Raw genomic sequence first — 11,669 nt, 5'->3', positions numbered from 1 at the left:
AATAGGCCAATATGACCAGAACCCCTGCGCCGGACAGCCCAAAACCGGCCGATATCCGTCAAAAAATCGCGCCCACAACCCAAACTCGCGGAAACGCAGCAGGAATTTCAGCAGCCTGCTAGGCCGCTTTCGCCACTGCAGACTTATTGACCGAACTGTCCGCGAGCTTCGTGAGGGCTTCGTCGGTCTTCGATTCTTCCTTCAAAGTCTGATCCAGCAGCGTGACGGCGTCCTTCAGACCGAGTTGCTTCGCCCAGGCCTTCAGAGTGCCGTAGCGTGCAATCTCGTAATGCTCGACCGCCTGCGCAGCCGCCAGGAGCCCGGCATCCATGGCCGGGCTGTCGGCATAATCCTCGATCACCGCTTTGCCTTCTTCGATGATCCCGAGGATCGCGTCGCAGGTTTTGCCCCGGGCCGCCTTACCGGCAATCTCGAACACCTGTGCAAGGCGCTCAACGTGAACCTCCGTCTCGTCACGATGCTTTTCGAAAGCCACCTTCAAATCCCGGGACTTCGCAGATTTCGCCATTTTTGGCAGCGCCCGCAGGATTTGCTTCTCGGCGTAGTAGACGTCCTTCAGCGTGTCGATGAACATGTCATTGAGAGTCTTTGCTTCAGCGGCCATGAATTCCCTCCCGGGGTGCAGAGTGCAGATCCTCACGAACATCGCGGCAGCGAGATTGTTCCGGGGGCCACGGCCTCTTGCGGGCGGCTGAGATTCTCCCGGTTTCCTCCGCTCCAGCCAGGGCGGCATTTGCCTCGAGCATTTTCGTGTTTCTCCGAATCGCGGAAATGCTCTAGCTCTTTGTTTTATCGCATTTTCTTCACGCGAACCGGTGTCCACTTCGCTCGAAAATGCTCTGGTCTGCTGCGGGCTCGGAAGCGTCGTGGTTGGTGAACCGCAGCCGACCGGGGTTGGGAACGCTGACAGGTTTGCAGCCACCGGCTATTGGTCCACGTCGTGGTGGAACCCGCAGCGGGGTATCCCGTGCCGAGTCATCTTGATCTCGCTCTTGATGCCGGCCTGTCATCGAGCGTGCGCGCAAGGCGGCCCTGCCAGCTCGGTGCGAAAAGGTCCTAACGCAAGGAACGGCGCTACCCCTCCAGCGCCTCGATCATCGCCACCCGCGTCGCATGCCGGCCGCCCTCGAACTCGGCGGTCAGGAACGCATCCACGATATCGAGCGCCAGCCCTTCGCCGACCACGCGCACGCCAATCGACAGCATGTTGGCGTCGTTGTGCTGGCGGATCATGCGGGCCGAGAATGTGTCGGCACAGACGCCGCACCGGATGCCCTTGACCTTGTTCGCCGCCATCATGATGCCCTGGCCGGTGCCGCACAGGATGATGCCAAGCCGGCAATCGCCGGAGGCGACGAGCCGCGCCGCCGCTTCGCCGTGCTTGGGATAAGGCGTGCTCTCCGGCGTCGTCGGCCCGATATCGACCACCACCCAGCCATGCGCCGCGATATGCGCGGCAATGGCCTGTCGGAGCTGAATGGCGGCGTGGTCGCTGGAAAGCACGATGCGGTTGCTGGCTGTCAAGGAGAAGTCGTCCCGTTTCCCGAAGCAATCTGCGGCTTGGCCGGGTTGAATTTGGCCGATTTGAATTTGGCCGAGTTGGATCAGCTGCTTTTTGGTTCGTCAATTCGTCCAGGCGGCGGGCCGTTGCCACAGCGAGATCATCGGGCCGGATATCTCATCCGGTCCGATGATCTAAACGTGGGAGAGCGCAAAATGATGGGGTCACCCGAAGAGCCGGCGCCTCATCTCACTGCTCACGACCGGCCAAGCTTGGCACGGTGGTCGCCCGCCGTGCCACAGATCCGTCTGCCCGGCGAGAACTGGCGGGCTGATATCCCGGGCGGGGTCGGCCCGCTTCCGGGTTGCGGCAAAGAAATTGAGAGCGGTCCGGAATAATCGCGCCTCGCCGGAGTCCACCTCTGAAGGATCGGTTTTCTTCAGGGGAGCAGGACCATGCAGCACCACGCCTTTCCGCGGCTTGCGGCCTGTGCCGTCGCGGCCGCACTCAGCCTCGCCGCGCCGCCCGGTGCGCGCGCACACGACCAGAGCCACGGCCATCCCGGTGCGACCAGCGCTGCACCAGCCGCGGCCTATCCCCAGGAGGCGCCGTTCCTCGCCGAGAACGCCGCCGCGATGGACAGGATGATGGCGGATATGGACGTCAAGCCGACAGGCGATGTCGACGCCGATTTCGTCGCGATGATGGTCCCGCACCACCAGGGTGCGATCGACATGGCACTCGCCGTGCTGCGCTACGGCAGGAATGAGCAGATCCGGCGCCTGGCGCAGGAGATCATCGTCACCCAGCAGCAGGAGATCGCCGCGATGCGCCTGGCGCTCGGCCAAAAGCTGCCGCCCTCGGCTGCCGCCCCGACGCAGGTTCGAACGACGCGTGCCGACCCCGCGGCCCATGCACACGGCCCGTCGGCGACGTCGCAGGGGCCGGCAGCCAACACGCAGATCAAGTAGGAGCAGACCATCATGACACGCAGTCTTTTCGCGGGCCTCATGGCCAGCACCATGCTCGCCTGCACGCTTCCGGCCATGGCAGGACAGGCGCCGGCCGCAGCCGGAGCGCCCGACATCCCCCTGAGCAGCCGCGACCGGGTCTATGCGGCCGAGCAATTCTCCAACACGGTCTCGGTCACCGATCCCGCCGCCAACAAACTCATCGGGCTGATCCGGCTCGGTGATCCGCAGCCGGGCAATTTCAGCCCGCTCTACAAGGGCCAGGTCCTGGTCCACGGCCTGGGCTTTTCGCCGGACCGCAAGACGATCGCCGTCGTCTCGATCGGCTCGAATTCCGTCAGCTTCATCGACACCGCGACCAACGCCGTGAAGCACACGACCTATCTCGGCCGCTCGCCGCACGAGCCCTTCTTCACCCCGGACGGCAAGGAGGTCTGGGTCACGGTGCGCGGCGAGGATTACATCGCCGTGCTCGACGGCACGACCTACGAGGAGAAGACGCGGATCAAGGTGCCGGCCGGGCCGGGCATGCAGATCTTCTCGCCGGACGGCACATACGGCTATGTCTGCTCGTCCTTCAACCCCGAGACCGTGGTCATCACCGTCGCCGATCACCGGATCGTCGGGCGCGTGAAGCAGGAAAGCCCGTTCTGTCCGAACATCGCCGCGACGCCCGACGGAACGCAGGTCTGGTTCACCCTGAAGGATATCGGCAAGACGCAGGTCTTCAACGCGCAGCCGCCCTTCGATCTGATCAGGACGCTCGAGACCGGGCCGATCACCAACCACGTCAATTTCGCGCATAATGCCAACGGCAGCTTCGCCTATGTCACGATCGGCGGCCTGAACGAGGTCAAGGTCTTCCGCACCGACACGTTCGAGCAGGTCGCGACCATACCCGTCGGCAAGCTGCCGCACGGAATCTGGCCGTCGGGAGACGGTTCGCGCGTCTATGTCGGGCTCGAGAACGCCGATGCGCTCGCCGCTATCGATACCCTCACCAACACGGTCGTCGCCACGATCCCGATCGGGCAAGCGCCGCAGGCGGTGAACTATGTGCCGAATGCCGTGCCGGAAGGCGACGGCGCCACGGGCTTGCAGCCGCTCGGCCTCGCCGGGCAGACGGCGCAGCTCGCGCTCGCCCCGGTCAAGGCCGGCGGAGCGGCGGGTCAGGCCCCGACCAGCGTCACGCTGTTCGACCAGGGCCTGATCCAGATCCTCCAGGCCTCGGTCACCGGCCTGGAGCCGCGCAAGCCCTATCTGCTCGCCTTCGCCCAGAACCCCGAGGGGCGCGGGCCGCTGCAGCCGCTCGCCGCCTTCATGACGAACCCGGCCGGTTCGGCCATCGTCAATGCGAGCGGACCGATCCGGCAGATCGTGCAAAGCGACACCCGAAGCGAGCGGCGCTATCTTGTGATCGCCGAGGGCACCACCACCCGGCCCGGCGCCGTCGTCCAGGTCCAGGCGCGCTGAGCCCAAGGGCTGAGCGGCCAGCCGCTCCCGGGAGTTCCGTGATGGAGGATATGGTTCGCCTGATCGAGCCGCTGATACCGGCCTTGCGACGGTATGCGCGCGGGCTGCTGCGCGATCGCGCCGCCGCTGACGATCTGGTTCAGGATTGCCTCGAGCGCGCCATCGGCCGCTGGCACCAGCGCCGCGCCGATGGCGACCCTCGCACCTGGATCTTCACCATCCTGCACAATCTGGCGATGACCCGGCTGCGGCGCTCGGCAACCCGGCCGCGCCATGTCGGGCTCGACGAGGCGGACGCAGGCGGGCTTGCGGTGTCGGCACGGCAGGAGGACGGGCTGTGCTACCGCGAGCTGCTGGCGACGCTCGCGCAACTGCCGGACGAGCAGCGGACCGTGCTGCTGCTGGTCACGGTCGAGGAGCTCTCCTATGGCGAGACGGCCAAGGTGCTCGACATTCCGGTCGGCACCGTGATGTCACGCTTGTCACGGGCGCGCGAAAGGCTCCTGAGGATGATGTCCGACGAGGCGCGGCCGCAGCCCGGCCGCCCGTATCTGCGGAGCGTGAAATGAGCCACCGCCCCATCACCGAAGACGACCTGAACGGCTTCATCGACGAGACGCTCGATGCCAGGCGGCGGGCGGAGATCGTCGCCTATCTCGAAGCGCATCCCGACATGGCGAAACGCGTCGCCGGGATGTGCGCACAGCGCGACATGCTGCGCGCTGCGCTGGCGCCGGTCGCCGAAGAACCGCTGCCACCGGAACTGGATCTCGCGCGCCTGGCCGAGGTGCAGCGGCGGCCGACGCAGCGCCCGAGATGGGCGGCGGCAGCGGCGGCAATCGCGCTCGTCGTCCTCGGCGGAGCCGGCGGGTGGTCGCTCCGCGGCCTCTCCCAGACCCCGCGCGAAGGCGTCGCGGCGCTCGCGCACGAAGCCCTGGCGAGCTACGCCGTCTACGCGCCGGACCGGGTCCGCCCGGTCGAGATCCGGGCGGATGATCGCGCGCAGCTCGTCGATTGGGTCTCGCAGCGCCTCGGCCGGCCGATCACCGTGCCCGATCTTTCGGGTTCGGAGTATCGCTTCATGGGCGGGCGGATCGTGGCGACGGCGCACGGCCCGGCGGCCCTGTTCATGTACGATGACGACAAAGGCAGCCGCCTCGTGATGCTCGCGCGACCGATGGCGGTCGACGCGAATGCCGCCATGGCTCGCCACTCTGACGGCGGCGTGAGCGGCTTCAGCTGGTCCGACAACGGGCTCGGCTACAGCCTCGTCGGCGCCAGGCCCGCGGACGCGCTGCACCCGCTCGCCGACGCAGCGCGCCGGCAGATCCGCGGCAGCGCATGATGTTCAGCTGCGCTCGTGGAAGTCTGCGCTCATGGAAGTCTGCGCTCATGGAAGCGCGAGCCGCTTCGCGCATGAAGCGCGCGGGTGGTATCGGTTCCCATCGTTGATCCATCGATTTCGCGTTTCCGCCGCAGTCATGCCGGCGGATAGGGCCGCGAGGGCGGCGTCGCCAGCGTGAGCAGGTTGCCGTCGGGATCACGCACCTGCGCCAGCGTCGAGTAGTCGCCTTCGATATCGTCCCCGAGCACGATCCCCAGGCCCTGCAGCCTGCGGCGCTCGGCCGCGACATCGTCGACGACGAGGAACATCACGCCCCTGCCGGCGATCTCGGCGTCGGTTGAAAGCGCCAGCCCGCCCTGGTCGAAGAGCTCCCACTGCACCAGCGTGTCCATCGGCCGATAATCGGGTCCGCGACCGAACAGCCTCGTATACCAGCCCTCGGCCGCCACAAGATCCGCGGTGAGCAAGGCGCTATAGATCTTCTGCAGGTTCATGTGTCTTCTCCGGGCCAGCCCCGGTGTGAACGCCTGCTCGACCGGCAAGGTTCCCGAGGCAACCGGAGCGGAAGCGAGTGGCAGAGCCGTTTCGGTCATTGCGAATGTTTCGATACGCCGCAGCGCGACATATTGAATCAAGCAACGACGGCAACCCGCTGATACCACTCAACTTAATCTCAAGCCGATGCTAGGGCCTGACATAGGTCCAGCCCTTCTCCTGCAGCTCCATGACCCGCACGACGCCGGATTTGACGAGCGTCGCCTCGGGGATCAGGCTGATTTCCTTGCTTTCCGTCTTGCCCATGTTCTCTTGCGTATTGCCGCAGGCCTTGAAGGCAATCGACGGCGTGCTCGCCGTGATCGACTTGATCCGCGCCTTCACCGGTGACGTGTCCTCGCGCAGCATGTGCAGGCCGGGGCCGAAGGTGACGATCTCGATCTCCACCTTCTCGCCGAGGTCCTTGTAGTATTGCGCGACATTGGTCGCATTGTTGAGCGCGAGATTCATCGTCGCCGGTTCGTTGGTATTCACCTGGAGAACGAGGCGATGCAGCTTTTCCGCTGCAGCCGGCTTTGCGGCCTGCGCCGTCGTCGGCTTCTTCGGCTGCGCCAGCGCGGGCGGCACCACCATCAGCAACGCTGCGAGACTGGCCAGCGAGACCCTGATGGCCGTTTCTCTCATGGCCTTGGCATATCCAGTCATGGTCGTTTCTCCCGTGGTTTGCGAGGGCTTGGAAGGATTAGGGGTTCCGTGGCCGGGCGATCGCGCCCGGCCAGTTGCAGGCTGCGGCGACCTTTTCCCGCACCCGCTTCAGCCCGCCGAGCGCAAAGGCGCCGTCATGGGCGGGGCCGCTGCGCGGGGAGAGACGAATGGCGAGGTCGCCCTCCTCCGGCAGCGCCAGCAGGAGCTGCGCGATATCGCCCCTGAAGGCGACGCCGCTGCCGAACGAAGGCTGCGCCGCCGCCACTTGCACCGGCTGGCCGTCATTGACGCGGTAGGAGATGGTGTAGTCGGTGCCGCCCCTGGCGAGCGCGGGACCTGAGACGACCAGTTCGGTGCGGCCGCCGCGGCAGTGGATGGCGAGCTGGCTCAGCGCGCCGTCCGAGCCTGCGCGGGCCGAGGCGGTGGCGGTGACGATCGGCGTATAGTTCACCGGCGAGGTGGTTTCGCTGACGATCCAGTTGTCGCCCCCCGGCGCCGGGCGCTTCGCCGGCTCCAGGCGCCGCGACAGCTTGTCCAGGCATTCCAGCCGCTCGGCCGGCCCCAACAGGGAGCAGGCGCGCAGATGTGTCATCGGATCGGGCGCGGGATCGGGTGGACCTTGCGCCAGGGCGGCCCCGCTCGGGAGCGCGAAGGCGACGGCAAAGGCCACTGAAACCGCGAGCGCTGTCATTGCAGCGCCCGCGGGGCACTGGCCTGGCGATCAAGCCAGTGCTGTGCCGCCGGGAACCGGTCGAGGCCCGGCACCGTTGCGGCGAGATTGATCGACTTCCATTTCGGGTCGAAGCCCGGCGCCTGCAGCCTGTCGATCCGGCTGAACAGCGTATCGACGAAGCGGGCGACACGCCGATAGCGATTGGTCTGAGGCCGCCAATTGAAGGCGACCAGAGCCGTCGGCACCGCGATGGTCGAGACCCGCTCGCCCGGCTTGATCAGGCCGGGATATTCGCCCGCCTCCAGCACGGCCGGCAGATAGTAATCCTCGAACTTGCTGTCATAGGGCACCGACAGGAACTTGAAGCCGGGCTCGAAGCGCCCGCGCACGAAGGCATCGACCGGCTTCGAGGTGATGAAAACGACGGCCGCCATCTCGCCCTTGCGCATCTGCTCCAGCGCGACCTGATGGGGAATGAAGGTCTGTTCGGCATTGATGCCGAGGCGGCTGAAGATCAGCGGGCCGGAATAGGCGGCAGCCGTGCCCTGCGTATTGAAATTCACCTTCTTGCCGGCGAGATCCTGCAAACTCTGGATCTCCGGCCGCACGAAGATATGCAGCTCCGAGGGGAAGAGATTGAGGATGTAGCTGATCTGCCGCCGGAGCTGCGGCCCCTGGTTCTTGTACTCTTCCATCGCGTCGGAATTGATGATCGCGGTGTCGATCCCGCGCAGATAGAGCAGCGAGTTCAGGTTCTCGGTGGCGCCGCGGGTGACGATCGGCAGGACATGCAGGTTCGGCCCGTCATCGACGACGCGCGCCATCTCGGCCGCGAGGCGCAGCGGCGCCCCCTCGATCAGGCCGCCGGCAAGGCCGACGGTCCAGGCATTCATCCGCTCCTTTTGCGTCTCGGCCGTGGGCGCGCGTCGCGGCGAGGCCGCCGGCACAGGCTCCAGCCTGGTTGTCTGCGCCTGCAGATCACCTGGCGGGAATCCGGGACCAAGCAGGGTCATGGCGGCGAGCAGAAGCAGGCATCGTCCTGGAAACAGCGTCATTCCCGACCTCCCCTTTGGACGTCCACATTCGGCCTTTCGGCCGCCGCCGCCCCCGCCCGGGCGTTTTACTGACGCAAGCCGTTCAAGCGCTCCTTCGCTTCCGGAATGCCGCCGGCCTGCGCCTTCGCATAAAGCTCGCGCGCCCTCGCCGCTTCGCCGCGCGTGCCATAGGTCCGCCAGGTCGAGAGGATGGCGGGGTCATAGGTCTCCGCGAGCATGAAGAACGCCCGGGCACTGCCGGTTTCCGCGGCGCGCTCAAGCACGATCCGCGCCGAGCCGATATCGCCCTGCCCGATCAGGACGCTGGCACGCGCGATCAGCCGCGCCACCTCCGCACCGGCCTGCGCCTCGGTGGTGACCGGCGGTGACTGCGGCGACGCTGGCGGCGCAACCGGCTCAGTCACCGGGGCCGGCCTGGTGGCTTGGCTCAAGGCTTGGCTGGAGGCCTGACCGGCCGGCGCAGGCTCCGGCGTCGCGCGCACAACGGCCGTGCGCCGCGCCGCCTCGAGATCCCGCGCCATCGCGGCCGCCCTGCCGCGCTCGTCCTGGAGAGCCTGGCGCAGCTCCGCCGCGCTGCTCTCCGCTGCCTGCCTCAGCCGCCCCGCCTCCTCGCCCGCCTTGCGCAGCTCCGCGACCTGCGTCCCGGAATCGCGTTGCGCCTTCGCCAGTTCGGCGGCGAGCGCTGCGCTGCGGGCGCGCTCCGCGTCGAGCCCCTGGCGCTGCTGCGCGGCGCTCGCGCTCAGTTCCTGGCGCACGGCCGCGACCTGCTGGCTGAGCGCAGCCGCCTGCTCGCGCTGCTGTTTCAGTGCGTCGGCGGCTTTTGCGGCCTCCGCGGTCCTGGCGGCCTCCGCCTGCCTGAGCAGGGCTGAATCCTCGCTCGCCTTGCGCAGCTGGGCACCTTGCGTCTCGGCTTCGCGCTGCGCCTTCGCCAGTTCGCTCGCGAGCGCGGCGCTGCGGGCGCGCTCCTCGTCGAGCGCCTGGCGCTGCTGCGCCGTGCTCGTCGTCAGGGCCTCGCGCGCGGCTGCGAGCTCAGCGGCGAGCGAGGCGGCCTGCCCGCGCTCCTGTCCCTGCGCATCCGCATTCGTGGCGGCTTGCGCCTGCCTGAGCTGCGCGGCGTCCGCATTCGCCTTGCTCAGCTGCGCCATCTGCGTTTCGATTTCGCGCTGGGCCTTCGCCAGCTCTCCCGCGAGCGCGGCGCTGCGGGCGCGCTCCTCGTCGAGCGCCTGGCGCTGCTGCACCGTGGCGGCAGAAAGCTCCTGTCGCGCCACCGCCACCTGCTGTGCGAGAGCAGCCGCCTGCTCGCGCTCCTGCTTCAGCGCATCCGCAAGCTTGGCGGCGTCCGCCGTCTTGACCGCCTCTGCCTGCCTGAGCCCTGCTGCTTCGTCGCTCGCCTTGCGCAGCTCGGCAGCTTGCGTCGCCGCTTCTCGCCGCGCCTTCGCCAGCTCACCCGCGAGAGCCGCGCTGCGGGCGCGCTCCTCGTCGAGCGCCCAGCGCTGCTGAGCCATGCCGGCAGCCAGCTCCTGCTGTGCAGCCGCGACCTGCTGGGAGAGTGCAGCCGCCTGCTCACGCTCCTGCTTCCATGCATCCGCAGTCTTGGCGGCGTCCGCGGTCCTGGCGACTTCTGCCTGTCTGAGCCCTGCAGTCTCCTCGCTCGCCTTGCGCAGCTCGGCAGCTTGCGTCTCCGCTTCGCGCCGCGCCTTTGCCAATTCGCCCGCGAGCGCGGCGCTGCGGGCGCGCTCCTCGTCGAGCGCCTGGCGCTGCTGCGACGCGCTGGCAGCAAGCTCCCGGCGCACGGCTGCGACCTCGCCTGCGAGGGCCGCCGCGCGCTCGCGCTCCAGCTTCAGCTGCTCGGCCTCTTCGCTCGTCTTGCCCAGCTGCGTCGCCTGCATCTCCAGATCGCGCTGCGCTGTGACCAGTTCGCTCGCAAGTGCAGCGCTGCGGGCGCGTTCCTCGTCGAGCGCCTGGCGCTGCTGCTCCGTGCTCGTCGTCAGTGCCTCGCGCGCGGCAGCCACCTCACGCGCCAGCGCAGCCGCCTGCTCACGCTGCTGTCCAAGCGATGCTGTCGTGCTTGCGGCCTCCGCCTGCTTGAGCGCAGCCGCTTGCTCCCCCGCCTTGCGCAGCTGTGCTGCCTGCAACTCCATTTCGCGCTGCGCCTTCGCCAGTTCGCCCGCCAGGGCGGCGCTGTGGGCGCGTTCCCTCTCGAGCGCCTGGCGATGTTGCGCCGTGCTGTCATTCAGCTCCTGCCGCGCGGCAGCGACCTGCTGCGTCAGAGCCGCCGCCTGCTCACGCTCGCGTCGGAGAGATTCCGCACTCTTCGCAACCTGCGTTCGCAGTTGCGGAAGATCGAGTTGCTCGAGGGCGCGCCCGGCCTCGACCGGCTCTCCCGCCGGGGTCGCGGGCGGCCCGGCACTCGGGCGTTGCTGCGCATCCGGCGCCGGCGCCGTGGTGGCCTGCTGCCTTTCTGCTGGAGCGCCGGCTGGGCCGGCATCAGTCCGCGGCGGTGCCACGAGCACGGTCTTCGTGTCCTGGTTCTTCGTGTCCTGGCTCTTCGTCTCTTGGTTCTTCGTCTCCTGGTTTCCTGCGTCCTGGTTCGCGCCCTGGCCCGGCGGCGGGGCGGATCGCGTGGCGACTTGCGGGCCTGGCCCGTCGCTCTCGCGCTGACCCGTGTCCCAGGTCACATAGAAAGACAGCAACGCCGCCACCATCAGCGTGGCGGCGGCGAGCGGGAGAGAGCGGCGCCAGGTTGATCGTCGCGCGGCGGTAGGGTCACCCGGCCCTTCATCCTCTTGAAGGAAGTAATGGTCATGGGCCAATGGATGCCAATGCGTCGGCGTGATCGTGATCGGCTCGTTGTTCTTGCCGATCCACTGAGATGTTGCAGAAAACCAGTGAGCAACGTCGTAGGTTCCACTCGCATCATCCTCCAGGATGACGAATGTCCCGTCCGTCGGTGCGGTTTCGATCGCGTTTCGCATTCAATAGACGCCTGTTCAGGCGGTCTTATCGGACCCTCACGTCTCCATTCGCCTGCAAGGGAACGCCAATCCACCCCGGCAGGTCGCTCGAAGTTTACACATTATTCTGGGGCCACGCCACAAGGCGCCGCCAGTGGTAGAAAACCGACAGTATCCGCGCGTATTCCGAGCACGAAACCTGCAACGCGCTGGAGATTTGCCCGGCATCGCGCAAGAAGCGGCATCACCAGCGAGCCGAGCCAGCGCGCGCCATGTCCCGGGCACGGGCGTTCACAGCGCGGCTGGCGCAACCCCGAGCATTTCCGTGTTTCTCCGAATCGCGGAAATGCTCTAGCAGGCTGCTGAAAAACGCGCTGGCTTTTTGGTTGGTGTGATGATTCCGTGGGGTTGCGGCCACAGGATTGATTTGGATGCGCGGTGGGGACGAACGGACGGGATCGTTGTTTTCGTATGTC

Annotated in this window: 12 protein-coding genes; 4 read left to right on the top strand and 8 right to left on the bottom strand. The window is 67.3% G+C overall.

Annotated elements, in window-relative coordinates:
- Window positions 1-118: 118 nt before the first annotated feature.
- Together FG93_RS05855 and rpiB are read right to left on the bottom strand one after the other, a co-directional pair.
- Complete coding sequence (locus tag FG93_RS05855; protein WP_043232921.1) at window positions 119-625, bottom strand: ferritin-like domain-containing protein; 507 nt, start codon at window positions 623-625, stop codon at window positions 119-121.
- Window positions 626-1,095: 470 nt separating this feature from the next.
- Window positions 1,096-1,545, bottom strand: coding sequence for a ribose 5-phosphate isomerase B (gene rpiB, locus FG93_RS05850; RefSeq protein WP_043232920.1), 450 nt, complete (start codon window positions 1,543-1,545; stop codon window positions 1,096-1,098).
- Window positions 1,546-1,977: 432 nt separating this feature from the next.
- Here rpiB and FG93_RS31680 point away from each other — a divergent pair, with 432 nt between their 5' ends.
- From FG93_RS31680 to FG93_RS05830, 4 genes are read left to right on the top strand one after another with little or no spacing between them, the layout of a single operon-like run.
- Window positions 1,978-2,493 carry a DUF305 domain-containing protein gene (locus tag FG93_RS31680; RefSeq protein WP_081881334.1) on the top strand — a complete coding sequence of 172 codons (516 nt, stop codon included), beginning with the start codon at window positions 1,978-1,980 and terminating at the stop codon, window positions 2,491-2,493.
- A gap of 39 nt (window positions 2,494-2,532) precedes the next feature.
- Entirely contained in the window at window positions 2,533-3,966 is a 1,434-nt protein-coding gene (locus FG93_RS05840; protein WP_244448507.1) for a YncE family protein, read from the top strand.
- 41 nt (window positions 3,967-4,007) lie between these two features.
- Window positions 4,008-4,535, top strand: coding sequence for an RNA polymerase sigma factor (locus FG93_RS05835; RefSeq protein WP_043232916.1), 528 nt, complete (start codon window positions 4,008-4,010; stop codon window positions 4,533-4,535).
- A complete protein-coding gene (locus FG93_RS05830; RefSeq protein ID WP_043232913.1) occupies window positions 4,532-5,311 on the top strand; it encodes an anti-sigma factor in 780 nt (259 codons plus the stop codon). Before FG93_RS05835 ends, FG93_RS05830 begins: the two co-directional genes overlap by 4 nt.
- A gap of 134 nt (window positions 5,312-5,445) precedes the next feature.
- Here the strand turns inward: FG93_RS05830 and FG93_RS05825 are convergent, their stop codons facing one another.
- The 6 genes from FG93_RS05825 to FG93_RS33400 form a co-directional block, all read right to left on the bottom strand.
- Window positions 5,446-5,805, bottom strand: a complete 360-nt coding sequence (locus FG93_RS05825; RefSeq protein WP_043232926.1) for a VOC family protein — start codon at window positions 5,803-5,805, stop codon at window positions 5,446-5,448.
- 190 nt (window positions 5,806-5,995) lie between these two features.
- Window positions 5,996-6,511 (bottom strand): DsrE family protein, encoded by a 516-nt coding sequence (locus FG93_RS05820; RefSeq protein WP_043232912.1) that lies wholly within the window; start codon window positions 6,509-6,511, stop codon window positions 5,996-5,998.
- Window positions 6,512-6,548: 37 nt separating this feature from the next.
- On the bottom strand, window positions 6,549-7,202 hold the full coding sequence (locus FG93_RS33285) for a hypothetical protein (RefSeq protein ID WP_161783780.1): 654 nt from the start codon (window positions 7,200-7,202) through the stop codon (window positions 6,549-6,551).
- Window positions 7,199-8,239: a TAXI family TRAP transporter solute-binding subunit gene (locus FG93_RS05810; RefSeq protein ID WP_081881333.1), complete on the bottom strand. Its 1,041-nt coding sequence runs from the start codon at window positions 8,237-8,239 to the stop codon at window positions 7,199-7,201. The genes FG93_RS33285 and FG93_RS05810 overlap by 4 nt, the downstream gene beginning before the upstream one ends.
- A gap of 65 nt (window positions 8,240-8,304) precedes the next feature.
- The gene (locus FG93_RS05805) at window positions 8,305-11,214 is read right to left on the bottom strand and encodes a hypothetical protein (RefSeq protein ID WP_043232910.1); all 2,910 of its coding nucleotides are present in this window, start codon (window positions 11,212-11,214) and stop codon (window positions 8,305-8,307) included.
- 223 nt (window positions 11,215-11,437) lie between these two features.
- The coding region (locus FG93_RS33400; RefSeq protein WP_210165824.1) for a hypothetical protein at window positions 11,438-11,669 on the bottom strand (232 nt) is incomplete at its 5' end.

This window comes from Allobosea sp. LC85 (assembly GCF_000735605.1).
Classification (GTDB): Bacteria; Pseudomonadota; Alphaproteobacteria; order Rhizobiales; family Beijerinckiaceae; genus Allobosea.
This window is presented reverse-complemented; position numbering and strand designations above follow the sequence as displayed.